Here is a 25,785-nt window from a genome sequence, read left to right on the forward strand (position 1 = left end):
CAGAAGGATTCAATCATGGCCAAACCCCTGGGTATCACCGATGTCGTCCTGCGCGATGCGCACCAGTCGCTGCTGGCAACGCGCCTGCGCATCGATGACATGCTGCCGATCTGCAGCAAGCTCGACAAAGTCGGCTTCTGGTCGCTGGAGAGCTGGGGCGGAGCAACCTTCGATGCCTGCATCCGCTACCTGGGCGAGGATCCGTGGGAGCGTCTGCGGACGCTGAAGAAGGCCCTGCCGAGAACGCCGCTGCAGATGCTGCTGCGTGGCCAGAACCTGCTGGGTTATCGGCACTACGCCGACGATGTGGTCGAAAGGTTTGTCGAGCGCTGTGCGACCAATGGCGTGGATGTCTTCCGCATCTTCGACGCCATGAACGACCCGCGCAATTTCGAGCGCGCCATTCGGGCCACGATCGCCAACGGCAAGCATGCCCAAGGCACCATTTCCTACACGGTCAGCCCGGTGCATACCATCGACATGTGGGTGGATCTGGCCAGGCGCCTGGAGGACATGGGGTCACATTCCATCGCCATCAAGGATATGGCGGGCTTGCTCAAGCCCTATGATGCCCATGAACTGGTCTCGCGGCTGAAGCAAGCCGTCAGCGTACCGATTCACATGCAGTGCCATGCAACGACCGGTCTCAGCACGGCCACCATCATGAAGGCGGCGGAAGCGGGTATCGATAACGTCGACACCGCGATTTCCTCCATGAGCATGACCTATGGCCACAGTGCGACCGAGGCGGTGGTGGCCGCCCTGCAGGGCCAGGAACGCGATACGGGCCTGAATCTCAAGCTGCTCGAGGAGATCGCCGCCTACTTCCGCGAGGTGCGCAGGAAATACGCGAAATTCGAAGGGACGCTGCGCGGGGTGGATAGCCGCATCTTGGTGGCTCAGGTGCCGGGCGGCATGCTCACCAATCTCGAGAGCCAGCTCAAGGAGCAGAATGCGCTCGACAGGTTCGACGCCGTGCTCGATGAAATTCCCAAGGTGCGCAAGGATCTCGGTTATATCCCGCTGGTGACGCCCACCTCCCAGATCGTCGGCAGCCAGGCGGTCATCAACGTGCTGATGGGGGAGCGCTACAAGTCCATCACCAAGGAGACCCAGGGCGTGCTGCGCGGCGAATATGGCGCGACTCCGGCAGCCGTCAACAAGACCCTGCAGAAAAAGGTTCTCGGCACCGACAAGCCGATCACCTGCCGGCCGGCCGACCTTCTGGAACCGGAACTCGACAAGCTGGCAGCGGAGCTCAAGGCGCAGGCCGCACAGGACGGCGTCAAGGTGGCCAGGGACGAGATCGACGATGTGCTCACCTACGCGCTGTTTCCGCAGATCGGCTACAAGTTCCTGCAGAACCGCGGCAACCCCACGGCTTTCGAGCCGCCGCCACAGGCAGACGAGAGTGTGGCCGGCGAGGCTGCCGGCGCTCTCGACGTGACCGTCAACGGGCGCAGCTATCGGGTCGAGAGTGCGGATGCCGGCGCGCTGGTGGTCAACGGTCGCCGCTACACGGTGGCGATCACGCCGGCGGGTGAGGCGACCGTTGTCGCCGCATCACCGGCTCAGGGTGGCGGCGAGGTGGTGAAGGCGCCCATGGCCGGCCATATCCTGCGCATCAATGTGGCTCCCGGGCAGCATGTCGAGCCGAATACCGTGGTCATCGTCATGGAAGCCATGAAGATGGAGACCGAGATTCGGACCCGCACGGGCGGCATCGTCGCCAGTCTCGCCGTCAAGGTCGGCGAGACCGTGGCGTCCCAGGATGACCTGCTGACGCTGGAATGAGGTAAGTCATGGAAGGTTTGATGCAGCTCTGGGCCAGCACCGGCCTGTCCAATTTCCAGCCGGGCCAGGTCGTCATGATGACGGTCGGCATCGGCCTGCTTTACCTTGCCATCAAGAAGGAATTCGAGCCGCTGCTGCTGCTGCCGATCGGTTTCGGCGCCGTGCTCAGCAACATTCCGGTGGCCGGGATTGCGGAGGAGGGCGGCTTGCTCTCCTATCTCTATTTCGGCATCAAGTCGGGGATATTCCCGCTCCTCATCTTCATGGGGGTCGGCGCCATGACCGATTTCGGTCCCATGCTGGCCAATCCCAAGACCCTGTTGCTGGGAGCCGCCGCCCAGTTCGGCATCTTCGGCACCCTGTTCGGCGCCCTGGCGCTCAATCTGGTGCCGGGCATCAGCTTTACCTTCAAGGATGCCGCCGCAATTGCCATCATCGGCGGGGCCGACGGGCCGACCTCGATCTATGTGGCATCCAAGCTGGCGCCGGAGCTGCTGGGGGCCATTGCCGTGGCTGCCTATTCCTACATGGCCCTGGTACCGCTGATCCAGCCACCCATCATGCGGGCGCTGACGACGCCTCAGGAGCGCCTGATCGAGATGGCCCAGCTGCGTCATGTCGGACGGCTGGAAAAGATCATCTTTCCCGGATTGCTGCTGATCCTGACCGCGATGCTGCTGCCGTCGGCGGCGCCGCTGATCGGCATGTTCTGCCTCGGCAACCTGATCCGTGAATGCGGTGTGGTGGACCGTCTCAGCAAGACGGCGCAGAACGAGCTGATCAACGTCGTCACCATTTTCCTCGGTTTGTCGGTCGGCTCCAAGCTCAGTGCTGAGCAGTTCCTGCGACCGGAGACGCTCGGCATCCTGGCGCTGGGCGCCATGGCCTTCAGTTTCGGCACGGCTTCGGGCGTCATCATGGCGAAGCTCATGAATGCCTTCTCCCCGGACAACAAGATCAACCCGCTGATCGGTGCCGCCGGTGTTTCGGCTGTGCCGATGTCGGCGCGCGTCGCCAACAAGGTGGGGCAGGAGTCCAATCCGCACAATTTCCTGCTCATGCACGCCATGGGGCCCAATGTGGCCGGCGTGATCGGTTCTGCCGTCGCGGCCGGCGTACTGCTGGCGCTGGTGCAGTAGGGCTTCATCCTGGCCGCCGACTGTCTGGTCGCGCGCGGCTGCAAATCGGTTCAGGCGACATTGCCGTCATCAGCGCGGATGGGGTGGTCCTTCCGCATGCCGGCGATGTTCCCGTATGACAGGCTTGCGGCGCCGGGCGCACTCACGTAGGGCGCAGGTGCTGCGTCCCGGTCCGGGCTCCTCCGCCTCTGCCGAGATTGCCGCCGAGGCAGCGCCCCTCCTTCTTCCCCGCTTGTCCAGGTCTGAGGTTTCCGCTCGGCCCGCAAGGGTGGCTGCATCCGCTGCAACCGCATGACCGGCCAGGGCAGCCAGACGCGGCGCGATCTGCGCTCTGGCGGCCAGTCCGCGGGATCGGGTCGGCAGGCTCCCGTGAGCCGGTGCTGGCAGGTTGCTTCCCCCCGCGCCCCGGCCTTGCCACCGGGCCGAACATCCCTAGAGCAGGCCAGCCAGCGCCGGACACTCCCGCCGCAGGCGTTGCCTGAAATCCTCGATGGCCAGCGAATCGCGTTGCGCTCGGGGGATATCGACCGGGATGTCGCCGACCACCCGGGCCGGCGATGGGGACAGGAATACCAGACGGTCGCCCAGTTCCACTGCTTCGCCAAGATCGTGGGTCACGAACAGCACGGTATGCGGGCGCTCCATCCAGAGCTGCAGAATCAGTTGGCGGATACGCCGGGCCGTGGGGGGGTCCAGTGATACCAGCGGCTCGTCCATCAGCAACAGATTGGGATTGACGGCGAAGGCGCGTACCAGGGCGGCGCGGCGACTCATCCCCAGCGAGAGTCGCTCCGGGTAGAGCGCCTGGATGGCGGGTGGCAGGCCGACCACGTCGAACAGGTGATCGACATGGGTTCTGTCATGATCCTCCGGCAGCGCCAGGGCGATGTTCTCGCGCACGGTTCGCCAGGGCAGCAGGCGTGGATTCTGGAAGACGTAGCCCAGACGTGGCTTTGCCCCCGACGGTAGGTCGCCATGACGGATCTGGCCCTCGAAATCCGCATCCAGGCCGGCCAGCATGTTCAGCAGGGTCGTCTTGCCGCAGCCCGAGGGGCCGACCAGGCAGACAAAGGCACCTGCCGGAATGTCGAGCCGCAGGTTCTCGATGATGGTTCGCCGGGTGACAGCGGTGTCTGCCTCCGCATACTGTTTGCGCTGGATCAGCAGCGAACAGCCGGTCATCGTCGCCACCCGTGGGTCCTGCGCTCCAGAGGTTTCAGGCACAGCGTTTCGATGACCTGCACCACCGCAATGAAGGCGATCGAGTAGGCCAGGATGCCGGCCACGTCGAACATCTGGAAGAACAGGTGCAACTGGTAACCCATGCCATTGCTGCGGCCCAGCAATTCCACCACCAGGATGATTTTCCAGATCAGTGCCAGGCCGGTGCGGGCCGCGGTCAGCAGGAACGGCAGGAGCTGCGGCCAGATGACGTGCCGCAGGGTTCTGGCCGGACCGAACCGGTATACCCGAGCCATTTCCAGCAGGTCCCGGTCGAGACCGCGCGCGCCCTCCCGCAGGGTGACAATGACGTTGGGCAGCTTGTTGATGATCACCGCCGCCAGTGCCGCCGTTTCGATCAGCCCGAACCAGACATAGCAGAGAATGATCGTCACCAGTGCCGGAATGTTCAGCGCGATCACCAGCCAGCCATTGAAAAACCGGTCCAGGCGCGGATGGCTGCCCAGTACCAGGCCAATGGCCGAACCCAGCAGCATGGACAGCGTGAAGCTGACCGCAAGACGCGCCAGGGTAATGCCGAGATGGTAGGGCAGGCGGCCCGAATCCACCTCCCGTATCAGCACCTCGAAGACCCTTGCGGGCCCCGGCAGCAGCGATGAATGCGCGTACCAGGCCGCCAGCTGCCACAGCAACAGCAGAACGGACGACGAAAGCAGGGGTACGAGCAGGCGTCTGGCCATGGTCCAGGAAGACGGGCGACAACAGGGCGGCTTTGGCGGAAGCCCCGGTAAAGGCCTGCTATTGTAAGGCCTGGACGGGCGGCAGGTCGGCACTGCCCCTGTTTTCACTCCAGACGAGGACCGATCATGAACCATGAGCGCATCGATCCCGAAGCCTCCACCGCTACCGACCCTGTGTCGGCCGGCTCCACGACACGTCTGCGCCTGCGCCGCGTGGCCATCGATACCTACCACGAGAATGTTGCATACCTGCACCGTGACTGCGGTGTCTACCGGGCCGAGGGATTTCAGGCGTTGGCGAAGATCCGGGTTGCCTGCGAAGACCGGGTCATCGAGGCGGTGCTCAACGTGGTCGACGACGACCGCATCGTCGGCACGGACGAACTGGGTCTCTCGGAACAGGCATTCGAGCAGATCTGCGTCGGCGATCGCGGCGAGGTGCAGGTAGCGCAGGCGGAGCCGCCAGCGTCGATGGATGCGGTGCGGCGCAAGATCGGTGGGCATCGGCTGACCCAGGAGGACTACCGTGCCATTACCCGCGACATCGCCGATAGCCGCTACTCCAAGATGGAGATGGCCGCCTTCCTGGTCGCCACCGGGCAGAATGGCCTGGATCGGGACGAGGTCTTCATGCTCACCCGGGCCATGCTGGAAACCGGCACCCGTATCGACTGGAACGAGCCGCTGGTGGCCGACAAGCACTGCATCGGCGGTATCCCCGGGAATCGTACCTCCATGCTGGTCGTGCCGATCGTCGCGGCGCATGGGATGCTGATTCCCAAGACCTCCAGCCGTGCCATCACCTCCCCGGCGGGTACCGCCGACACCATGGAGCTCCTGGCGAAGGTCGATGTCGAGCCGGAGACGCTGGATCGCCTAGTGCGCCACGAGCGAGGTTGTCTGGCCTGGGGTGGGACCACCCGGCTGGCCCCGGTTGACGACTTGCTGATCTCGGTCGAACGGCCGCTGGGTATCGACTCCCAGGGCCAGATGGTGGCCTCCATCCTGTCGAAGAAGCTTGCGGCCGGCTCCACCCATCTGTTGCTCGATATTCCGGTTGGCTCCACGGCCAAAGTGCGCCAGATGCGCGAGGCCATGCAACTGCGCAAGCTGTTCGAGTACGTGGGCGACCGCATGGGCCTGCATCTCGAAGCCATCATCACCGATGGTCGTCAACCGATCGGTCGTGGCATCGGCCCGGTGCTGGAGGTCCGTGACGTGTTGCTGGTGCTGCAGAACGATCCGGCGGCACCGGTGGACCTGCGCGAGAAGTCGTTGCGACTGGCGGGACGGATCATCGAGTTTGATCCGGATGTGCGTGGCGGGCAGGGCTATGCGATTGCCCGTGAAATCCTCGAATCCGGTCGTGCGCTGACGAAGATGGACCGCATTATCAAGGCGCAGGGCGAGAGGCTCCAACGCCCGCCGTTGGGTCGGTTGAGTTTTGTCGTGCAGGCCGACAGCAGCGGCATCGTCACGGCTATCGACAACTATTTTCTGGCCCGACTGGCCCGACTGGCCGGCGCGCCAATTTCCCCCGGCGCGGGCGTGGATCTCTTGCGCAAGCTGGGCGAGCGGGTCGAGCCGGGCGACGAGCTTTATCGTGTCTACGCCGAGTTTCCCTCCAACTTCGAGTTTGCCCGCGATTTTGTCGCCAACGGCAGCGGCTACAGACTGGGTGAGACGGCGTTGCCGTCACGCTATTACGTCGATTATTGAGGGGGGAGGTGAGGGGGTCCCGGTTGCCGTTGTGCCTGTCTTGCCGGATGCATTATTCTGGTTATCGTAAGATACGATTTTTTACCGACGCACGGACAACTTATGGATATGCGAACAACAGGCCGCCTGGCCTTGCTGGCAGTGGCCATCTGGCTGGCGGGCTGCGCCCCTTCGGTCGGTGGTACGGGAATGGGTGGCATGGGCATGATGGGTATGCCCATGGGCGGTTTCGCCTATGGCGGTGCCTGGGGGCATTCGACCAACGTGGCAGTCGTCAATAACCATACCACCGATGTGTATGCTTCCAGTCGGACCAGCAACACTTTCGTGAATGATGAGCATCGCGATAATTTTTACCACCCTGGCCGCATCCGCTGAGGAGAATATGGCATGAAGCGATTTTGGGCGTTGGCGGGTTTGGCGCTTTGTGGTTCGGTCTCGGCTTCCGAGCCGGAAGGTATTCGCAAGCTGGACCCGGCCTGGAAGGAGATGGAGCACCGCGTCGGCAAATTGCTGGGGCAGGCCGATCAGCGAAAATTGCTGGATATGGCTTATGCGCAGGTTGCCGTCGATGCTTGCCCCGGTTTGGCGATCGACGCCAAGGGTTTCGAGCACGCCTTTGCCGGGATGGCGGGCAAGGGGCAAAGAACGCCCACCGAGCAACGGCGTTTCGAGAACGAAATGATGGTCGACTTCGGTGTCTACACCGGTCTGGTACTGGCGGAGAGTTTTCTCGACAAGCCGGTTTTTTGCGAAGCCGTCGAGAGGATCAGGCAGAAAGCGGGTGGCCCCTCGCATTTCTGGTTGCCCCGTTGAAAGGGGAGGTCGGACAGCCCAAGCAGGGCTGTCCGAGGGGTTTTGAGTCTGAGTGGCCGGATGTTGCCGCCGGATTTTCAATCCGTCATTTCTGGCGCGGCATAGGTGGTGGGATCGTCGAATCGCTCGAATACATAGGGCGGGTTGATCATGCTCTTGGTCGGAACCGGGCTGCTGATGATGTCGAAGACGCCGGTGCTGGTTCTGCCCAGGGTTTGCAGGGTGCCGAGAATAATCCCGCCCGGGATCCCGGCAAAGATGTTGGTTTCCCTGCTGGCCCAGCTGATGCTTTTGGGTACCTCTATCAGGCCGGTGAAGAGATTGGCCGTTCCGCGGATGAACTTTTCCGAGACATCCGACAGATAGTCGCCTCCCCAGCTGACCGGAGTATAGGCGGCTGCACTGATGAGAGCTGCCATGACAACAAGTTTTGGAAATTTCATGATATTGACCTGCTGGCTATTGCTGGTTTATCTGGTTAAAAGGGATGCCTCCCGTACGGTCATCGCTGCGGATCGCATGACACGGTGATTCATGACGCGCCATCCATCCGTCGCTCTGTCCGGTCCGGGAGTCTCGAGGTCAGGGTTGTGACGGCGCCGGCTGGTTGCCGGCCGGTGTACCGGGTGTGGTTCTCGCCGTCGTCCCGCCGTAAGTGGTCAATTTGTCAAAGTCATAGAACACGTAAGGGGGATCGATCAGGTTGCGGGTGGGGATCGGCGTGAGAATGACGTCCAGCACGCCAATACCGGTTCGGCCGATGGTTTGCAAGGTGCCCAGCAGCAGCCCTCCGGGTACCCCGAGCGCGGGATGGGTTTCGTGGCTGACCCAGGCGATGTTCTTGGGTATCTCGACCAATCCGGTGAACACATTGGTGATGCCGCGCGTGAACTTTTCCGAGGTTTCCGAAAGGTAATCGTCGGCTTGTGAAAAGGCCGTCGAGGTGGCTGCCGAGAGCAGGGCAGCAATCAGTATCCGTGGCATGGGTTTCATCTTGGTCTCCTTCAGATGGTGGTTTGGATTGCGAGCTACATTCCGATGGGTATGCGATGGCTTTCTGGTCAGGTCGTTGGGTTTCGTTTTGCTGGTTGAATTGTCGGGCTGATCTCGTGGCGTTCGCTTGCCGCAACGCTTCACGTCCTGGCTGGTAGGATTTCATGGATGACGAGGTAGGCGCCCCAGGTTGACTGGTGCACCAGATGGGTGTCGGGCAGCGGATTTTCCAGTGCCTGCGTAAAGGGCAGCAGCCGTGCCAGCAGGGTTCGTGACCCCGCCTCCGTGGTGATCCGCCAGGCCTTGACCCCACCGCCGGGTATTTGCTGGACCAGGTAGTTGCCGAGGTCGCCTGCCTCGCTGGCCCAGCGCCTTACCGCCGCAATCTGTGCATGAATGTTCGGCGCCGGGGGGAAATACCGCATTTCCAGGGGAATTTTGACGCCGCTCAAGGCCTCGATCTCTCCCAGCCGTGCCAGGTCGTCCACGCAGACCAGCCAATACAGCGACCGGTTCGAAGGCAACGCCCTGCGAATATCCGCCAGTGCCTGCTCGGCATCCATGGTCAGCCATTTGGCCAGCTGGATCGCGGGCTGCTCGTCTCGTGCGGCTCCGCCCGCGGCCTTGATCCAGAAGTCCCGCAGTGGGGAGTCGGCAAACCCTGACGTGGCCGCCTGTCTCGGCCAGGTTTCCCGCCCGGTGAGGAAGTGAATCCGCTGAGCGTTGTCCCACCAGCTCAGGAACAGGGCATCCTCTTGCGTATGTTCGCGGATGGCCTGTGCCGTGCTCCCCCACAGCGACATCCTTGTGCCCGGTTCAGCGGCCAGTCCCGTGCCCGGATTGGCCGGGTAAACGATCACGCTCCGGGCTTGCCCTGCATCATCCCGGTAATCGACGATGCCGAGCCGGATATCGACGCCCCGCCCTGTCTCGATGCGGTAGTTCGACAGTCGCTCCACCGGGAAACGAGGCGATATCCCGCTGTCCCGCAGGTCGCTGCCAGGGCGAATATCGAGCAGTTCATGGCGAGCGCTTGGGTGCTGCGCCTTCCATGCGTTCCCGATCATCCAGGCGCTTCCCGTCAGCACCAAGCCCAATCCCAGCAGCAGGGGAAGCCGGTTTGGGTCTGCCATCGACAGCGGGTTCGGTTTTTTCATGGTGCGGCTTGCAGGTTTCCATGTGGGTGGTCAGGGGCGACTCAGGCATGCTCCGCCACCGGGTGCCGGGAGGGCTGGCGAGAGAAGACGTCGCCCTGACCTTGGCCCGATGGCCGGGTCATGACCGCTTCTTCCTGAGCAGGACATAACGGAGGATGAAGATGCCGCCCAGGGTAATCAGCACACCCGGAATGAATCCTCCAAAGCCCTGGCGGGATTGCTTGGCTTCCTCCCGCAGACGGGTGTTTTCATCCATGATTTCCGAGTAATCCCGCAGCAAGGGCGACCAGCCTTCGGTATAGGTGAAGCCGCCAGGATTGTTGTGGAACAGGCCCTTGTACAGCTTGATCAGGTCGTGTTCCCACATGTCGGCATAGATGCGCTCCACCCGGCTCGGGTTGTTGCCCTTGGCCCAGAAGAGCTGGAAGAAGCCACCCGCGGCGTCCTTCTCGGGATCCGGCGGCAAGGGGCGGTTGCTGTTCTGACCGACCAGCAGGCCGTCCTTGAACAGATCCTCGACCACCTTCTTGGCTTCCTGCTCGACTTTCAGACCCGCGATGGTGCCCTTGTCGGCTGCCGTGAGCGCACTCTCGGCAAAGCTTCTGGAGTGGCAGTTGGAGCAGGTCTTGAGCCACATCTCCTTGCGCTCCTCGAACCAGGGATGGTTGAGGTTGTCGGCAATGGCCGGCGTGGGATTGAAGGCCCAGCGTACCTTCTTCACGAGATTGTGCGAGAACTGACCGTTCGCCTCGAAGTGACAGTACTGGCAGGTCGGCGCGGTGTAGTTGCCCTTGGTCAGCGCATCCTTGAGCGGTGCCTCGAAATTCCAGTTGGCCTTGCCGAGCGTTTGATAGACCGTGCCATGCTTCGAGGTCATGTAATTCTCGAACTCGTTGTGATCGACCCCGTTGTGGCAGGTCGCGCAGGCTTCCGGCTGTCTGGCCTCAGCGGTGGAGAAGCTGTGGCGGGTATGGCAGCCGTCGCACTTGTTCTGCTGGTAGTGGCATTGGTCACAGCCCTGCGCGATTTCCCGCTCCGGCATGGCCGCCCAGACGGCGGTCTCGACATTGGCCTTCCAGTCGAAGGCATGCGAGGGATGGCCCTTGCCCCATTGCTTTTGCGGCCATTCCTGTTCCTTTTCCGATTCGGCTTCGGCGAACTCGTTGACATGGCAGGTGCCGCAACTCGCCCGATCCGGCATCACCAGCGTCTTGTCGTGTTCGATGGCAGTGGCGCCGACCTTTCCATGGCAGTCGATGCAGCCGACCTCCTGAAGCTTCTCGCCCTCCTTCAGCAACTGTTGCTGCATCAGGTTGCGTTCGACCTCGGCCAGCTTCTGTTTCTTGTAGAACTGCGGATCATTGGCGTCGGTTAGATTCCGGAGCGCCTCCAGATTGGCATGGGTGCTGTTGTTCCATGCATGGTAGGCACCGGGCGTAATCGACTGATGGCAGGCCACGCACATGTCGCGTTTGACCTCGCCGGGAACGGTGCTCGGCGGCTTGTAGAAGTCCTTGGGATTCCAGTATTTCTGGATGGGAATGGCCTCCCAGTATTGTCCGTGCTTGCCCTTGCCGGGATGATCCCGGTAGTACTGCTCCTTCAGCTTGGGAAACGATGTCCCGTCCACCGCAGCCATGGCATGGCCGGTGATCAGGGACAGACACATGAGGATCGCCAGGAACACGAACTTGGTCAGGATTTTCATTGTTGTTCTCCCCTGAGTCCCGGTTGGCCGAATGGCAAGATGCAAGACGCATAGAAAGTATCGACAAAAAACAAAGCGACTGTCAACCCTGATGCTCCTGGTGCATTGGGTTGAACGGCCCCGGGTATCGAGGAGGCCAGTTGGTTTAAGTTGAGGCCGATGTGGCGGCCTCACTGGCGAGTTGCCGCCAGTAGTTTGCCTCAGCTTCTGCCGGAGGGATGCCCCCAATCGGCTTGAGCAGTCGGATGTGGTTGAACCAATGCAGCCATTGCAGGGTGGCCAGTTCCACGGATTCCCTGGTTTTCCAGGGGCCCCGGCGGTGAATCCATTCGGCTTTGTACAGCCCGTTGATGGTCTCGGCCAGCGCGTTGTCGTAGGAGTCGCCCTTGCTGCCGACCGAGGGTCGGATGCCGGCTTCGGACAGGCGTTCCGTGTACCGAATGGACAGGTATTGCGACCCCCTGTCCGAATGGTGCACCAGGGCATTGGCAGCGGGCTGACGCTCGTACAGGGCCTGCTCCAGCGCATCAAGCACGAAGTCCGTCTGCATGGTGCGGCTGACGCGCCAGCCCACGATGCGCCGGGCAAACACGTCGACGACGAAGGCCACGTACAGCCAGCCCTGCCACGTGCTGACGTAGGTGAAGTCCGACACCCACAGTTGATTGGGACGCTCGGCCTTGAACACCCGATTGACCCGGTCCAGCGGGCACGGCGCTGCTGCATCTGGCGTGGTCGTGCGAACGCTCTTGCCTCGACGCGCGCCCTGCAGCCCCAGGCGCCTCATCAGCCGCTCGACCGTGCAACGCGCCACCCGGATGCCTTCGCGGTTCATCTGCAGCCAGACCTTGTCGGCACCGTAGACCTGCCAGTTGGCGTGCCACACGCGCTGGATGTCAGCCGCAAGGGCCTGGTCACGCTGGGCGCGGGCGCTGCGCAGTTCAGGCCGGCGCCGGCGGGCCGCGTGGCGCCAATAACACGACGGGGCCATCTGCAACACCTGGCAGATGGACTCGACCCCGAACATGTTGCGGTGCTGGTCGATGAAGCGCTTCAGCTCTTCAAACGGCGGTCGAGCTCCGCCTGGGCGAAAAACGCGCTGGCGGCCTTGAGGATGTCGTTGGCGCGGCGCAGCTCCTTGTTCTCACGCTCCAGTTGCTTGAGGCGTTCGCGCTCGCTGCTGCTCAGGCCATCACGCTGGCCGGCATCGACTTCCTCGCGCTTGACCCAGTCCAGCAGCGTCTGCGGCACGCAGCCAATCTTGGGCGCAATCGATTCCACGGCTGCCCACAGCGACGGGTAGTCGCCCCGGTGCTCTTGCACCATGCGCACAGCGCGCTCGCGCACCTCGGGTGAGAACTTTGTTGACTTGTTCATGGCTCCATCTTCTCAAGTGTTGGAGCCTCCTCAAAACCCGGGGCCGTTCATATCGAGGAACGGCCGCGTTTCGTTGTGCTGGACGAGTGGCACAAGGAGGGCGAGCGGCGTTACCGGCCGGGCGTCTGGTTTTTCGGCTCCAAGCAAGGCAAAAACGACGCGCCGCCGATTTCGATCGAGCAATGGGTTTGTTCACCGCTTCACATTGAAGCGGTCACCCACGACGCGCAAAGCAACAACATCGGCCGTCTGTTGCGGTTCAAGACCACGTTGGGCGCGTGGCGCGAATGGGCTATGCCTTGCGATATGCTGGCCGGCGACGGTTCCGAATTGCGCGGCGAGCTTCTATCAATGGGCGTCGAGCTGGATCCTCTGAGCCGGAATCTTTTTGCCCAGTACCTGAATCGGCCAGCGCCCAAGCGGCGGATTCACTGCGCGCTGTCGGTCGGCTGGTGCGGCGGTTCGTTCGTGTTGCCAGATCAGGTCATCGGACCCAAGGCGGCCGGCGTCATTTTCCAGTCCGGCGAGCGCGGTCACGATGAATACGCCACCGCCGGCACACTGGAGGGCTGGCAGCAGGCCATAGGCGCGCGCGCGGTCGGCAATCCTTTGTTATGCCTTGCGCTATCGGCCGCGTTCGCCGGGCCGGTACTCGGTCGCGTCAACGGCGAATCCGGCGGCATTCATATCGTCGGAGACAGTTCCACCGGCAAGAGTACCGCCATCGAGGCGGCATGTTCGGTCTGGGGCGGCGCTGGCTTCAAGCGTTCATGGCGAGCCACAAGCAACGGCATGGAGGCCGCGGCGAGCCTGTTCAATGATTCCTTGCTGGCGTTGGATGAAATCAGCGAATGCGATCCGCGCGAGGTAGGCGCAATTGTTTACAGCCTGGGGAATGGGAAAGGCAAGCAGCGAGCGAGCCGCACCGGGCGCGCGCGGTCCGTTTCCCGTTGGCGCTGTTTCGTGTTGTCGTCTGGCGAGCGGACCATAAGCACGACCATGAGCGAAGGCGGCCACCGGACCAAAGCCGGGCAGGCTGTCAGGCTTTTGGACGTGCCAGCCGCGCGCACCTATGGAGCCTGGGACCATCTTCACGGCTTCGCCAGCGGGCAGCAACTATCGGACGTGCTGAAGTCAGGCGCGGCCACTCACTACGGACACGCCGGGCGCGCATTCCTGGAGCGTCTGACGCGCGACAATCGCAACCTTGCCGATTACCTGGAGCGGTTCAAGCAATGGCCGGAGTTCAGCCCGCCGGACGCTGAAGGCCAGGACAAGCGCGCGGCGGCGCGGTTTGCGCTGTTGGCACTGGCTGGCGAATTGGCGGCTGAATACGGTATCACCACATGGGACGAAGGCGAGGCTAGCAAGGCGGCGGCGGTCGGCTTTCAGGCATGGCGAGCCATGCGTGGACGCGGCAATGATGAGCGCAAGCAAATCACGCAAGCGGTCACGGCATTCATTGAGCGCCACGGCGATTCCCGATTTAGCCATGCCGACCGCGAAGGCGACGCGATCCGCGTCAACCGGGCGGGATGGTATGAGGATTCGCCGGATGGTCGCGTGTTCCTGTTCAGTGCGGACGGGCTTCGCGAGGCGCTCAAAGGTTTCGACTTCCGCCGGGCGCTGGATGTGCTGGAGGCGGCCGGAGCCATTCCCAAGGCCGGAGCGAATGGCGAGCGGGCCAGGCTGCGCCGCATCGCCGGCCGCGCGGTCAAGCTGTACCCGATCATCGCCGGGCGGCTGGAGGTCATTAGTGGGCATTGAGTCACTGCTGAGCCGGCGCGCGAATCAGCCTGAAACGTCTGAAACGGCGCGCGGAAACCTGCCGTTTCAGCCGAAACCCACGGCTGGCGCGGGCTGTACGCCTGAAACGTGTGAAACGTGGCATTTCGACAAGAGCGGGACTCAATCAAGCGGCGCGGTTACTTGCGCGGACTGTCGGCACGCGATCCCGGCCGCGTTCCATACGATGATGGTCGCCTGCGGGCGCGGCGTCGAGTCCGGCAACCCTACTCGGCATTATTGGGCGACGGACACTCACGCCTGCGATGCGTTCGACGAGAAAGCGCCGGGTCCTTCCCCAAAGCGTGCGAGTAGGGTAGTGGGAACCACCTTCCATTTCTAGTCGCGCACCACCTATAGGTTCCTCCACTAATATTATGAATCTCTAATATTTAGACCCTTGGCAACGTTGCCAGAATCGAATCGACCGGGCTGATGCCCGGTTTTTCTTGTTCGAACCTAGCAATGTCATAGCAACGGCAGAAACGAAAAAGGGCTAGCTTTCGCTAACCCTTTGATTTTATGGAGCCGATGACAAGATTCGAACTTGCGACCCGCACATTACGAATGTGCTGCTCTACCGGCTGAGCTACATCGGCCAAGTCGCGCATTATAGGGATCACCACCTCCCGGCATCAAGGCATTGGTCGCTGGTGCGCGGCGGCCAGCCCGATCAATGCCGGGTTGACGCGCCATTGAGGCTGTGCGTGACGTCGAATTCGAGCAGGTGCATGAAACGGAAAACCCGCTCTTCGGGGGTGACGGCCTCGACCAGCACCTGCTTCTCCGCGTTGGCCAGAGGCAACTGGCTGGCCATCAGGTTGACGAGCTGCGGAACCGGCACCTGCTCCAGGGCCGACCAGTCGGTCTGGAGCCCCTTGCGGTCGAAGTAGGTCTTGAGCAGCGACATCAGCCGTGACCGGTCATAGCCCTGCTGTTCCCCGGCGGCTTCGAGATCGCTGCGGAAACGCTGCCAGTCGACTTCGGCCTGGCGGTAAGACGTCGTGACGGCGATTTCCTGGCGCAGGTCGAAGCGCGAGACGCCCAGCAGCACGGTCAGCAGGCGTCCATCCGGCAATTCGTTGAAGGAGACGATCCGCCCGGCGGTGCCGATGCGATATAGCGGAGCCTCCTCGGGCCGGTCCGGCTCCGGCTGAATCATGCCGATGAGGCGGTGTGTCTTGAGGCTGTCCAGGGTCATCTCGATGTAACGCGGCTCGAAGATGTTGAGCGGGAGGTGGCAGCCGGGCATCACGATGGCCTCCGGCAACGGGAACAAGGGCAGGACGTCGGGCAAACTCTCGAAGCCCGGGGTGAAGCGGTTGTTGGACATTCTGCCTCCCGGTGAGGAACTCGCGGTTGAATGACCTTCGATATGGGGCAACCAGGCAGAAATCCAAGCGGATCGCCACCATCGGAGTGTTGCCGGGTCGGGCTCTTGCGGCCGTCGCCAGCCAGACCGTTACGGCAGCGCCGGGGATGGATTACCATGCCGCCATCTCGAGGCTTCCCTGGTGCCGAATGCCGTGCCGAAAACCCTGCTGCGCCTGTTCCCTACCCCGTGCGAGACCGTCGAGCTTGCCGGGCTGTATCTGCGCCTGCGCCTGCACGAGCGCGGCAGCCCGGAGCAGCCCTTTGTCTATGCGAACTTTCTGACCAGCCTCGATGGACGCATCGCCCTGGAGGATGACAGCGGCCTGCCTTACCTGCCCAAGTCGCTGACGACCCCGGATGATTTCCGGCTGTTCCTGGAACTGCAATGCCAGGCCGATTGCCTGATCACCCATGGCGGCTACCTGCGATCGTTGGCCGAGGGGCGGCTCGGCAACATCCTGCAGATCGGCGCGCATGCCGCCGGCGCCGACCTGCCCGCCTGGCGCCTGGCGCAAGGCCTGCCGCCGCAGCCGGCCATCGTGATCGCCAGCGCCAGCCTCGATTTCCCCATGCCTGCCTCGATCCGCGAGCATCGCCAGCCCTGTTACATCGCCACCGGCGCAGATGCCGATCCGGCGCGGGTGGCCTACTGGCGGGATCAGGGATACGAGGTCATCTTCGCCGGCCAGGGCCGCATGGTGGCCGGCGCGGCGCTGACCCAGCGGCTGGGCGAGCGGGGCTACCACAGCCTGTATCTGATCGCCGGCCCGCACATGCTCGACACGATGGTGCGCGAGGAGCGGCTGGCGCTGCTGTTCCAGACCATGACCCACCAGCTCATGGGGGGCGAGGCATTCCGCTCCCTGGTGCCCGGGCCGGAAATGGGCCCCTTCGGGCATTTGCACCTGCGCTCGCTGTACTACGATCCGGCGGCGCCGAACGGGGCCGGACAATGGTTTGCCCAGTTCGCCTGCGCCGCCTATGCGGCACCACTCCCGGGAGACACCACGCATGGATGAGAAGACAACGCCGGCCGCGCTGGTCACGGGCGGCGCCCGGCGCATCGGCGCGGAAATCGTCCGCGGCCTGCATGCGGCCGGCTGGCGCGTGGTCCTGCACTATCACCGCTCGGCGACGGAGGCCGAGAGCCTCGCCGCCGCGCTGAACGCGCTGAGAACCGATTCGGTCCTGGCCCTGCAGGCGGACCTGGACGACCCGGCCGCCCTGGCCGCACTGGTCGAGACAGCCGCCCGCCGCTGGGGGCGGCTCGATGGCCTGGTCAACAACGCATCGTCCTTCTACCCGACCCCGCTCGGCAACATCACCGAAACGGACTGGACCCATCTGCTGGGCAGCAATCTGAAGGCTCCCCTGTTCCTGGCACAGGCCGCGGCTCCCCACCTGCGGCGCCGGGGCGGCGCCATTGTCAACCTGATCGACGTCTACGCCGAACGGCCGCTCAAGGGTTATCCGGTCTACTCGGTCGCCAAGGCCGGCCTGGCTGCTCTCACCCGGTCGCTGGCCGTGGAATTCGCGCCCGAGGTGCGCGTCAACGGCGTTTCGCCCGGCGCCATTCTCTGGCCGGAACAACAGGATGACGGACCGCAGCCGGCGGACATTCTCGCCAAGGTGCCGCTGGCGCGCCCGGGCACACCCGGCGACATCGCCCGGACCGTGCGCTTCCTGCTGGAGGAGGCGCCCTATGTGACCGGGCAGATCCTGGCGGTCGACGGCGGCCGCAGCGTCTTCATCTGAGCTCCGGCACCGGCAGCCGCTTCTGCGCCAGCCCGGTTTTGTCGAAGGCGGCCCAGAGTGCCGCATAGGTCTGGCCCAGCACGGGATGGCGGCGCTGGGGCGCCAGCTCGGACAGGGGCTCCAGCACGAAGGCGTAGCGAGTGATCTCGTCCCGCGGCAAGCGCAGGCCATCCGCCTCGACGATCCGGTCCCCGTACAGGATGAGGTCGACATCGAGCGTGCGGGAACTGAACTTCTGGCTGTTGCGGGTGCGGCCATGCCGCTCCTCGATCTCGCGCAAGCGGCGCGCGATGACGGCCGGTTCCTCCTCCGAGACGAACGCGGCGACGAGATTGTGGAAGGGTGGTCCCTCGAAGCCCACCGCGGCGGTCTCGTAGAGGCTGGAAAGCGCCAGGGGACCGAAGGTCTGGCGCAGATCCTCCAGCGCCGCCGGGATGTGAATCTCGGGATCGATGTTGCTGCCGAGGCTCAGGAACACGTCAGGCATGGCCGGAACGGGACCCCCGCTCGATCAGGATGCCGACATCGCTGGCACCACGGATGGCGCCCTTCTTGTTCAGCGTCAGCCGCACCCAGGGCACGGCGAATTCGTCGAGGACGATGGCGGCGATGCGCTCGGCGAGTGTCTCGACCAGAAAGAAACTGCTGGTCTCGACAAAACCGATGATGCGCTTCGACACCGCCTTGTAGTCGAGGGTATGGGCGATATCGTCGGTGGCGGCTGCCGGGCGGATATCGGTGCCCATTTCCAGGTCGATGATGACGGTCTGGCGGATGGTTCGCTCCCAGTCATAGATACCGATGACGGTTTCCACCTCGAGTCCGCGCAGGAAGATGATGTCCATTCAAGAGTCCGGTAAGGCTGTGGTTCGGCGCGACTTGGTAACATAGCCCTCTCTCCATGACAACCCAAACATACCCTGCCATGGCCATCTGGTTCCTCGTTCCGTTCGCCTATCTCCTCGGCTCGCTTTCCACCGCGGTCATCGTCAGCAAGCTGGCCGGGCTGCCCGACCCGCGCGAACAGGGTTCGAAGAATCCCGGCGCGACCAACGTCCTGCGGCTGGGCGGCAAGAAGGCAGCCATCATCACCCTGCTGGGGGATGCACTGAAGGGCCTGGTACCGGTAGTCATCGCGGATGCCCTGTCCGCATCGCCGGACATCCTGGCCGCGGTGGGTCTGGCCGCCTTCCTCGGCCATTTGTACCCGGTGTTCTTCGGCTTCAAGGGTGGCAAGGGCGTGGCCACGGCGCTGGGGGTCCTGTCGGGTTTCTCCGTCTGGGTCGGTCTCGCCGTGCTGGCCACCTGGCTGCTGATGGCTTTCCTGTTCCGCATCTCCTCGCTGGCGGCCCTGACCGCGGCCACCCTGGCGCCGCTGTATGTATGGCTGCTGCGGGAATCGCCCGTCCTGAGCGGTGCGGCGCTGGCCATGGCCCTGCTGCTGATCTCCCGCCATCGCGGCAACATCGAGCGCCTGTTGCGCGGCGAGGAGAGCCGGATCGGCCAGAAATCCTGAGGCCGGCCGGTATACCGGTTTCCTCGCCGCTTCGGCGATAATCGCCACTTCACCCCACACCGCGGACTCTTCATGCACGAACTCGTCAACTGGCTGGTCAACACCATCGGCGCCATGGGCTATCCGGGCATTTTCCTACTCATGGCGATGGAAAGCTCGGTCTTCCCGATTCCCAGCGAAGTCGTCATGCCCCCGGCCGGCTACCTGGTGCACGAGGGCAAGATGAACATGTGGCTGGTGATCCTCAGCGGTACGCTCGGCAGCCTGGCGGGGGCCTATGCCAATTACTTCGTCGCCCGCTGGCTGGGCCGGCCGCTGGTGATCCGGTATGGCCGCTACGTCTGGATTACCGAGGAACACTTCGACAAGGTGGAAGGTTTCTTCCTCCGCCACGGCGAGATTTCCACCTTCATCGGCCGGCTGCTGCCGGTGATCCGGCACCTCATCTCCATACCGGCCGGCATCGCCCGCATGAACCACTGGCGTTTCAGCCTCTACACCACGGTTGGCGCAGGCCTCTGGGTCAGCATCCTGTCCTGGATCGGCTATTTCATCGGCCAGAACGAGGCGCTGATCGCCGAGTATTCGCATGAAGCCGTGATCGCCGTGATCGTCTTCAGCCTCGTCCTGGGTGGGCTCTACGCGGTCCTGCACCAGCGCAAGCTGCGCCGCCAGGCCGATCCGGCCTGAAACGTCATCGCCAACCGCCCAACTCCCGAACCTCCGGCCCGCCCCACCCTTTCCGCCATCACCACGGCGGAGGGGCGCGACCTTCCCGCTGCCGATCATGAGCCACACCTACGACGCCGCCTCGATTGAAGTGCTCTCCGGGCTGGACCCGGTACGCAAGCGCCCCGGCATGTACACCGATACCAGCCGGCCCAACCACCTGGCCCAGGAAGTCATCGACAACAGCGTCGACGAGGCGCTGGCCGGCTTCGCCCGGAACATCGAGGTCCGCCTGATGACCGACGGCGGGGTCGAGGTGCGTGACGATGGCCGCGGCATGCCGGTCGACCTGCACCCCGAGGAGGGTGTATCCGGCGTCGAGGTGATCCTCACCAAGCTGCACGCCGGCGGCAAGTTTTCCAACAAGAGCTACGGCTTCTCCGGTGGTCTGCATGGTGTCGGTGTGTCCGTGGTCAATGCGCTGTCCGACCGGCTGGACGTGGAGGTCCGCCGCGATGGCCGAATCTGGGACATCGGTTTCGCGCGCGGCGAGAAGATCCGCGACCTGACCGCGACCGGCACGACGAGCAAGCGTGACACCGGCACCAGCGTGCGTTTCTGGCCCGAGGCCCGGTACTTCGACTCGCCACGCATCGCCACGCCGAGGCTCAAGGCGCTGCTGCGCGCCAAGGCCGTGCTCTGCCCCGGCCTGCGCATCACCCTGACCGACGAGACGGTCCACGAGACCGAGAGCTGGTATTTCGAGAACGGCCTGCCGCAGTACCTGCTGGATCGCGTCGGCAGCCAGCACTGCCTGCCGGAGGAACCCTTCGTCGCCAGTCTCAGCGGGCAGCAGGAAGCGGTCGACTGGGCCGTGCTGTGGACCCCCGAGGGCGGCGGCGAGCCGGTCACCGAGAGCTATGTCAACCTGGTGCCGACGGCGCAGGGCGGCACCCACGTCAATGGCCTGCGTACCGGCCTGACCGAGGCGGTGCGGGAGTTCTGCGAATTCCGCAACCTGCTGCCGCGTGGCCTCAAGATCGCGCCCGAGGATGTCTGGGAACGCTGCCATTACGTCCTCTCCCTGAAGATGCTGGACCCGCAGTTCTCCGGGCAGACCAAGGAGCGTCTGAGTTCGCGCGAATGCGCCGCCTTCGTCGCCGGCGTGGCCAAGGACGCCTTCAGCCTGTGGCTGAACCAGCACCCCACGATCGGCGAGCGGATCGCCGAACTGGTCATCGAGAGCGCCCAGAAGCGCCTGAAGGCCAGCCGCCAGGTCACACGCAAGAAGGTCACCAGCGGCCCGGCGCTGCCCGGCAAGCTGTCCGACTGCGCCTCGCAGGACCTCGGCCTGACCGAGCTGTTCCTGGTCGAGGGCGACTCCGCCGGCGGTTCCGCCAAACAGGCGCGCGACAAGGACTATCAGGCCATCATGCCCCTGCGCGGCAAGATCCTGAACACGTGGGAGGTGGAATCCGGCGGCGTGCTGGCCTCGCAGGAAGTCCACGACATCAGCGTCGCCATCGGCGTCGATCCCGGGTCCGCCGAGCTCGCGGGGCTCCGCTACGGCAAGATCTGCATCCTCGCCGACGCCGATTCCGATGGCAATCACATCGCCACCCTGCTGTGCGCCTTGTTCGTACGGCATTTCCGGCCGCTGGTCGAGGCCGGCCATGTCTTTGTCGCCATGCCGCCGCTCTATCGCATCGATGTCGGCAAGCAGGTGTTCTATGCCCTGGACGAGGCCGAGAAGAAGGGCGTGCTGGACCGCATCGAGGCGGAAAAGCTCAAGGGAAAGGTCAATGTGCAGCGCTTCAAGGGTCTGGGTGAAATGAACCCCTCCCAGCTCCGCGAAACCACCATGAATCCGGACACGCGCCGCCTGGTACAGCTCACGCTGGTGGATACCGCCGGCACCGACGAGAAGCTGGACCTGCTGCTGGCCAAGAAGCGTGCCGCCGACCGCAAGGCCTGGCTGGAGGAGAAGGGCAACCTGGCCGAGGTCTGAGCCGGCCGTGCCCATCGCGGCCAGCCGCCATCCCCGCCCCGGGCCGCGGTGCAGGCAACTGTCACATCGTCGTCACCGAGGCTGCAATCCGGATTTATCCTTGCCATCGAAGCCCATTACCCTATAATACTTCACCCTATAATACTTCGCTTGTTTTTTTGAAGGGCAGTCCCTGGGCTGCCTTTTTTGTTTTCGGGGAGGATGTTTCGATGTCCAGTCAAGTGATGCCGACCTACGCACGGCTGCCCGTCGTCTTCGAACGCGGCGAGGGCCCCTGGCTGTGGAGCACGTACGGTACCCGCTACTTCGACGCCATCTCCGGCATCGCGGTCTGCAACCTGGGCCATGCCCACCCTGCCGTCGCCGCCGCCATCTGTGACCAGGCCGGCAAGCTGGTGCACACGTCCAACCTCTATGGCATCGCCCTGCAGGAGCAACTGGCGGCCGAGCTGTGCCGGCTGGGCGGCATGGACAATGCGTTCTTCTGCAATTCCGGCGCCGAGGCCAACGAGGCGGCGCTGAAACTGGCCCGCCGGCATGGCCACGGCAGAGGCATCGCCCATCCGAAGGTCGTCGTCATGGAAAACAGCTTCCATGGCCGCACCCTCTTCACCCTCAGCGCCACCGGCAACACCAAGGTCCAGGAAAGCTTCGAGCCCTTGGTGGACAGCTTCATCCGTGTCCCCTACGGCAATGCCGAGGCCGTCGCCGCCATCGACGATGCCAGCGTGGTGGCCGTGCTGGTCGAGCCCATCCAGGGCGAGGGCGGCGTGCGCGTGCCGCCGGCGGAATTCCTGCCGTCGCTGCGCCAGCTGTGTGACCAGCGCGGCTGGCTGCTGATGCTCGACGAGGTACAGACCGGCATGGCCCGTACCGGCGCCTGGTTCGGCTTCCAGCACGCCGGCATCCAGCCGGATGTCATGACCCTGGCCAAGGCGCTCGGCAACGGCGTGCCCATCGGCGCCTGCCTCGCGCGCGGCGCGGCGGCCGACGTGCTGACGGCGGGCCGGCACGGCTCCACCTTCGGCGGCAATCCGCTGGCCTGTCGCGCGGCGCTGAGCGTCATCGAGACACTCCAGCGACAGAACCTGATCGCCCGCGCCGCCTTCCTCGGCCAGCGGCTGCTGAACGGTTTCCGCTCGGCCCTGGCCGATCATCCGCAGGTGCTCGACATCCGTGGCCGCGGCCTGCTGATCGGCATCGAGCTGGACCGTCCCTGCGCCGAGCTGACCCAGCGCGCCCTGGCCGCAGGCTATCTCATCAATGTCACCGCGGAACGCACCATTCGCCTGTTGCCGCCATTGATCCTGACCGACGAGGAAGTGCAGCACCTGATCGAGGGCGTGGTGCGGCTCGTCAACGACTTTACGGCCGCCTGAAGCCGGGAGAATGCTTTCATGTCTGTTCGCCACCTGGTGAACCTGTCGGATCTGAGCCCCGCCGAGCTGCGTGGACTGATCCGGCGGGCCATCGAACTCAAACAGTCGCGGACTGTCCACGAGCCGCTGAAGAACCGGGTTCTCGGCATGCTGTTCGAGAAGTCCTCCACCCGCACCCGCATTTCCTTCGAGGCGGGCATGATCCAGCTGGGCGGCGCGGCGATCTTCCTCTCGCCCCGCGACACCCAGCTCGGGCGCGGCGAGCCCATCGAGGATTCCGCCCGCGTGATTTCGCGCATGGTCGATTGCATCATGCTGCGCACCCATGCGCACCGGACGGTGGAAATCTTCGCCAAATATTCCCGCGTCCCCGTCATCAACGGCCTGACCGACCGCAGCCACCCCTGCCAGCTGCTGGCCGACCTGCAAACCTATGTCGAGCACCGCGGGGAGATCAGTGGCCGGCGCGTCGCCTGGATCGGCGACGGCAACAACATGTGCCACTCCTGGCTCGAAGCCGCGGGATTGCTGGACTTCGAACTGAACGTCGCCTGCCCCGCAGGCTACGAGCCGGAACCCGAATTTCTCGAACTCGCCGGCGGGCGGGCACGTGTTCTCCGGCATCCCGCCGAGGCGGTGCGGGATGCCGACCTGGTCGTCACCGACGTGTGGGCCAGCATGGGCCAGGAAGAGGAGCAGGCGAAGCGCGTGCAGGCCTTCCGCGACTATCAGGTTGACGCCGAGCTGATGCGGCAGGCACGGTCCGACACCCTGTTCATGCACTGCCTGCCGGCCCACCGGGGCGAGGAAGTCAGCGCTGAGGTGCTGGAAGGTCCGCAGAGCGTGGTTTGGGAGGAGGCGGAAAACCGCCTGCACGCGCAGAAGGCGCTGCTGGAATTCCTCCTGGTCGAGAGCAGCCCGGTCAGGCAGCTCGCCTCTCGCTGAAGCGGCCGTCCGCCCGGGGGCGAGGTATCCCCCCGGCCCTGTCCGCCCGCCGGCGTAGGTAGCCTCAGGGCAGCAGGTGCCGGACCATGTCGCGCTCCCGCAGGATTTCCCCCTCGCTGGCGCGAATCCGCTCGCGACTGAAATCGTCGATCGTCAGTCCCTGAACGATGCGCCAGCGTCCCTCCCGAATTTCGACGGGGTAGGAAAACATCAGCCCCGGCTCGATGCCGTAACTGCCGTCGCTGCACACTGCCATGCTGGTCCAGCGCCCCGCCGGCAGGCCGAAGACCCAGTCGCGCATGTGTTCCAGCGCGGCATTGGCCCCCGACGCGGCACTGGACTTGCCGCGCACGCGGATCACCTCCGCGCCGCGATGCTGGATGGTGCCGATGAAGGTCTGCTCGTACCACGCGTGCCCGACCAGTTCCAGCGCGGGCTGTCCGCCGATGGTGGCATGCCGGATGTCCGGGTACTGGGTGGTGGAATGGTTGCCCCAGATGATCACGCCTTCGACCTCGCGGATGCGCCGCCCGGTGCGGGCGGCCAGCTGACTGACGGCGCGGTTGTGGTCCAGCCGGGTCATGGCGGCGAAGTTTTCCGGCGGCAGATCGGGCGCGTTGGCGCGGGTGATCAGCGCATTGGTGTTGACCGGATTGCCGACCACGAGCACCTTGACGGTGCGGCGGGCCGCCGCATTGAGCGCCCGACCCTGCACGGAAAAAATGCCGGCGTTCACCTCCATCAGGTCGCGCCGCTCCATGCCCGGGCCGCGCGGCTGGGCGCCCACCAGGAAAACCAGATCGGCCCCCTCGAAGGCGCGCTCGGGATCGCTGTGACAGGAAACGTCCTGCAGCAGCGGCGCGGCGCAATCGGCCAGTTCCATGGCAACCCCCTCGAGGTTGCCGACAGCCTGCGGCACCTCCAGCAGGCTCAGGCTGACGGGCTGATCCGGACCCAGCAGATCGCCGGCGATGATCCTGAACAGGAGGGCATAACTAATCTGGCCTGCCGCACCGGAAACGGCAATCTTCACCGGTGTTTTCATGGGCTATCCTGCGCCTGACGTCAGGCCTGGGTCGATGATGCCAATCGCGGGCGAAACGGGGGACGCTGACCTCAGGCCAGAGGATAACCCTTGGCCTGCACGGCCTGCTGGATGGCTTCCAGGGTGGTCGTGGCGTCATCGTACTCGACCTCGACCAGCCCGTCCCGGGCGGACGCCTTGCTCGACTGGACGCCGGGAACGGCATCGGCCGCGGACTGCACCGCCTTCTCGCAACCCCCGCATTTCATGCCGCCAACCTTGAAGCTTGCCTTGGCCATGTCATATTCCTCGGTATTGGATGAATGCGCCCCAGACAAGCTCAGGACTCGCTGCGGCTGTTGAACGGGAACGGTTTTTCGTTGGTGCTGTAGCTGAGATACAGCCAGATGCGGTAGATGTATTCGGCCACGATCGCCCCGGCCCGACGAGCGCCGGCATTGGGCTGCGCGCCGACCAGGTGCAGCAGGACCTGGACCAGCAACACGCCCCAGAGCACGAACCGCACGATGCCGAGGATGATGACATAGACAAGGATGTAGAACAGCCGGACAAAGAAATTTCCCGGATCGGTCACACTCGGTTCGATACTGGACATACGGCACATCACCAACGCAAAAATGAACGGGAAGCCTCGCACCCGGCAACCGTTACAATGGCGGCCAGCCACGGAGACAACTGGCGCGG

General features: G+C 64.2%; 26 protein-coding genes, 1 tRNA gene and 1 other annotated feature. Of the genes, 13 read left to right on the forward strand and 14 right to left on the reverse strand.

Translation table 11 applies throughout. The features are described from left to right. Positions 1 to 15 precede the first annotated feature (15 nt). Positions 16 to 1,794, forward strand: coding sequence for a sodium-extruding oxaloacetate decarboxylase subunit alpha (gene oadA, locus ACH5N8_RS03365; RefSeq protein ID WP_483282492.1), 1,779 nt, complete (start codon positions 16 to 18; stop codon positions 1,792 to 1,794). Positions 1,795 to 1,802: 8 nt separating this feature from the next. Further along, positions 1,803 to 2,933, forward strand: coding sequence for a sodium ion-translocating decarboxylase subunit beta (locus ACH5N8_RS03370; RefSeq protein ID WP_460028023.1), 1,131 nt, complete (start codon positions 1,803 to 1,805; stop codon positions 2,931 to 2,933). Positions 2,934 to 3,365: 432 nt separating this feature from the next. Here ACH5N8_RS03370 and ACH5N8_RS03375 read toward each other — a convergent pair whose 3' ends face one another. Both ACH5N8_RS03375 and ACH5N8_RS03380 read right to left on the reverse strand, forming a co-directional pair. After that, the gene (locus tag ACH5N8_RS03375) at positions 3,366 to 4,115 is read right to left on the reverse strand and encodes an ABC transporter ATP-binding protein (RefSeq protein ID WP_483282493.1); all 750 of its coding nucleotides are present in this window, start codon (positions 4,113 to 4,115) and stop codon (positions 3,366 to 3,368) included. Continuing rightward, on the reverse strand, positions 4,112 to 4,855 hold the full coding sequence (locus tag ACH5N8_RS03380) for an ABC transporter permease (protein WP_483282494.1): 744 nt from the start codon (positions 4,853 to 4,855) through the stop codon (positions 4,112 to 4,114). Before ACH5N8_RS03380 ends, ACH5N8_RS03375 begins: the two co-directional genes overlap by 4 nt. A gap of 126 nt (positions 4,856 to 4,981) precedes the next feature. Between ACH5N8_RS03380 and ACH5N8_RS03385 the strand changes: the two genes are divergently transcribed. The 3 genes from ACH5N8_RS03385 (at position 4,982) to ACH5N8_RS03395 (ending at position 7,390) form a co-directional block, all read left to right on the forward strand. Beyond that, on the forward strand, positions 4,982 to 6,574 hold the full coding sequence (locus ACH5N8_RS03385; RefSeq protein WP_483282495.1) for a thymidine phosphorylase family protein: 1,593 nt from the start codon (positions 4,982 to 4,984) through the stop codon (positions 6,572 to 6,574). A gap of 102 nt (positions 6,575 to 6,676) precedes the next feature. After that, positions 6,677 to 6,952 (forward strand): hypothetical protein, encoded by a 276-nt coding sequence (locus tag ACH5N8_RS03390; protein ID WP_483282496.1) that lies wholly within the window; start codon positions 6,677 to 6,679, stop codon positions 6,950 to 6,952. Positions 6,953 to 6,964: 12 nt separating this feature from the next. After that, positions 6,965 to 7,390: a hypothetical protein gene (locus ACH5N8_RS03395; RefSeq protein WP_460028028.1), complete on the forward strand. Its 426-nt coding sequence runs from the start codon at positions 6,965 to 6,967 to the stop codon at positions 7,388 to 7,390. Positions 7,391 to 7,467: 77 nt separating this feature from the next. Here the strand turns inward: ACH5N8_RS03395 and ACH5N8_RS03400 are convergent, their stop codons facing one another. From ACH5N8_RS03400 to ACH5N8_RS03420, 5 genes are all read right to left on the reverse strand, one after another. Then, on the reverse strand, positions 7,468 to 7,833 hold the full coding sequence (locus ACH5N8_RS03400) for an exosortase system-associated protein, TIGR04073 family (RefSeq protein ID WP_460028029.1): 366 nt from the start codon (positions 7,831 to 7,833) through the stop codon (positions 7,468 to 7,470). Positions 7,834 to 7,972: 139 nt separating this feature from the next. After that, entirely contained in the window at positions 7,973 to 8,527 is a 555-nt protein-coding gene (locus ACH5N8_RS03405) for an exosortase system-associated protein, TIGR04073 family (RefSeq protein ID WP_483282497.1), read from the reverse strand. Next, positions 8,524 to 9,540: a hydroxylamine oxidation protein HaoB gene (gene haoB / locus ACH5N8_RS03410; protein ID WP_483282498.1), complete on the reverse strand. Its 1,017-nt coding sequence runs from the start codon at positions 9,538 to 9,540 to the stop codon at positions 8,524 to 8,526. Before haoB ends, ACH5N8_RS03405 begins: the two co-directional genes overlap by 4 nt. 118 nt (positions 9,541 to 9,658) lie before the next feature. Further along, positions 9,659 to 11,248 carry a multiheme c-type cytochrome gene (locus ACH5N8_RS03415; protein WP_483282499.1) on the reverse strand — a complete coding sequence of 530 codons (1,590 nt, stop codon included), beginning with the start codon at positions 11,246 to 11,248 and terminating at the stop codon, positions 9,659 to 9,661. Positions 11,249 to 11,393: 145 nt separating this feature from the next. Then, positions 11,394 to 12,625, reverse strand: a protein-coding gene (locus ACH5N8_RS03420) for an IS3 family transposase (RefSeq protein ID WP_483282500.1) whose coding sequence is annotated in 2 segments (ribosomal slippage) — positions 11,394 to 12,334 and positions 12,334 to 12,625 — 1,233 coding nt in all. Because the reading frame shifts where the segments join, the coding sequence is not laid out codon by codon here. Next, positions 12,231 to 12,347: a sequence feature (AL1L pseudoknot), on the reverse strand. Its footprint overlaps the gene before it by 117 nt. A 75-nt stretch (positions 12,626 to 12,700) precedes the next feature. Here ACH5N8_RS03420 and ACH5N8_RS03425 point away from each other — a divergent pair. Further along, entirely contained in the window at positions 12,701 to 14,392 is a 1,692-nt protein-coding gene (locus ACH5N8_RS03425) for a DUF927 domain-containing protein (RefSeq protein WP_483282501.1), read from the forward strand. Between the two features lie 541 nt (positions 14,393 to 14,933). Here the strand turns inward: ACH5N8_RS03425 and ACH5N8_RS03430 are convergent. Next, positions 14,934 to 15,009: transfer RNA gene (locus ACH5N8_RS03430), tRNA-Thr, on the reverse strand. Between the two features lie 74 nt (positions 15,010 to 15,083). Then, the gene (locus ACH5N8_RS03435; protein ID WP_483282502.1) at positions 15,084 to 15,743 is read right to left on the reverse strand and encodes an LON peptidase substrate-binding domain-containing protein; all 660 of its coding nucleotides are present in this window, start codon (positions 15,741 to 15,743) and stop codon (positions 15,084 to 15,086) included. Between the two features lie 193 nt (positions 15,744 to 15,936). On the opposite strand from ACH5N8_RS03435, the gene ACH5N8_RS03440 reads away from it, so the two are divergent. Further along, positions 15,937 to 16,803 (forward strand): RibD family protein, encoded by an 867-nt coding sequence (locus ACH5N8_RS03440; protein ID WP_483282503.1) that lies wholly within the window; start codon positions 15,937 to 15,939, stop codon positions 16,801 to 16,803. Further along, the gene (locus tag ACH5N8_RS03445) at positions 16,796 to 17,539 is read left to right on the forward strand and encodes a pteridine reductase (RefSeq protein WP_460028634.1); all 744 of its coding nucleotides are present in this window, start codon (positions 16,796 to 16,798) and stop codon (positions 17,537 to 17,539) included. The genes ACH5N8_RS03440 and ACH5N8_RS03445 overlap by 8 nt, the downstream gene beginning before the upstream one ends. On the opposite strand, the gene folK is transcribed toward ACH5N8_RS03445, so the two are convergent. Both folK and folB read right to left on the reverse strand, forming a co-directional pair. Beyond that, positions 17,532 to 18,026, reverse strand: coding sequence for a 2-amino-4-hydroxy-6-hydroxymethyldihydropteridine diphosphokinase (gene folK / locus ACH5N8_RS03450; RefSeq protein WP_483282504.1), 495 nt, complete (start codon positions 18,024 to 18,026; stop codon positions 17,532 to 17,534). The two genes, ACH5N8_RS03445 and folK, sit on opposite strands and share 8 nt — an antisense overlap. Next, a complete protein-coding gene (gene folB, locus ACH5N8_RS03455; protein WP_460028636.1) occupies positions 18,019 to 18,384 on the reverse strand; it encodes a dihydroneopterin aldolase in 366 nt (121 codons plus the stop codon). The genes folK and folB overlap by 8 nt, the downstream gene beginning before the upstream one ends. A gap of 80 nt (positions 18,385 to 18,464) precedes the next feature. Between folB and plsY the strand changes: the two genes are divergently transcribed. From plsY to argF, 5 genes are all read left to right on the forward strand, one after another. After that, positions 18,465 to 19,055: a glycerol-3-phosphate 1-O-acyltransferase PlsY gene (gene plsY / locus ACH5N8_RS03460; protein ID WP_483283167.1), complete on the forward strand. Its 591-nt coding sequence runs from the start codon at positions 18,465 to 18,467 to the stop codon at positions 19,053 to 19,055. Between the two features lie 72 nt (positions 19,056 to 19,127). Continuing rightward, entirely contained in the window at positions 19,128 to 19,745 is a 618-nt protein-coding gene (locus ACH5N8_RS03465) for a DedA family protein (protein WP_483282505.1), read from the forward strand. Positions 19,746 to 19,842: 97 nt separating this feature from the next. Continuing rightward, complete coding sequence (gene parE, locus ACH5N8_RS03470) at positions 19,843 to 21,732, forward strand: DNA topoisomerase IV subunit B (RefSeq protein WP_483282506.1); 1,890 nt, start codon at positions 19,843 to 19,845, stop codon at positions 21,730 to 21,732. Between the two features lie 209 nt (positions 21,733 to 21,941). Next, positions 21,942 to 23,111: an acetylornithine/succinylornithine family transaminase gene (locus ACH5N8_RS03475; protein WP_483282507.1), complete on the forward strand. Its 1,170-nt coding sequence runs from the start codon at positions 21,942 to 21,944 to the stop codon at positions 23,109 to 23,111. A gap of 18 nt (positions 23,112 to 23,129) precedes the next feature. Continuing rightward, positions 23,130 to 24,056, forward strand: coding sequence for an ornithine carbamoyltransferase (gene argF, locus ACH5N8_RS03480; RefSeq protein ID WP_483282508.1), 927 nt, complete (start codon positions 23,130 to 23,132; stop codon positions 24,054 to 24,056). 64 nt (positions 24,057 to 24,120) lie between these two features. On the opposite strand, the gene ACH5N8_RS03485 is transcribed toward argF, so the two are convergent. The 3 genes from ACH5N8_RS03485 to ACH5N8_RS03495 all read right to left on the reverse strand — a co-directional run bounded on the left by ACH5N8_RS03485 (position 24,121) and on the right by ACH5N8_RS03495 (position 25,696). Continuing rightward, positions 24,121 to 25,101 (reverse strand): malate dehydrogenase, encoded by a 981-nt coding sequence (locus ACH5N8_RS03485; RefSeq protein WP_483282509.1) that lies wholly within the window; start codon positions 25,099 to 25,101, stop codon positions 24,121 to 24,123. A 71-nt stretch (positions 25,102 to 25,172) separates the two neighbouring features. After that, positions 25,173 to 25,379, reverse strand: coding sequence for a heavy-metal-associated domain-containing protein (locus ACH5N8_RS03490; RefSeq protein WP_460028642.1), 207 nt, complete (start codon positions 25,377 to 25,379; stop codon positions 25,173 to 25,175). A 41-nt stretch (positions 25,380 to 25,420) separates the two neighbouring features. Beyond that, entirely contained in the window at positions 25,421 to 25,696 is a 276-nt protein-coding gene (locus tag ACH5N8_RS03495) for a DUF4389 domain-containing protein (RefSeq protein ID WP_483282510.1), read from the reverse strand. Positions 25,697 to 25,785: the final 89 nt, after the last annotated feature.

The organism is Methyloparacoccus sp. NF-16 (assembly GCF_056880625.1).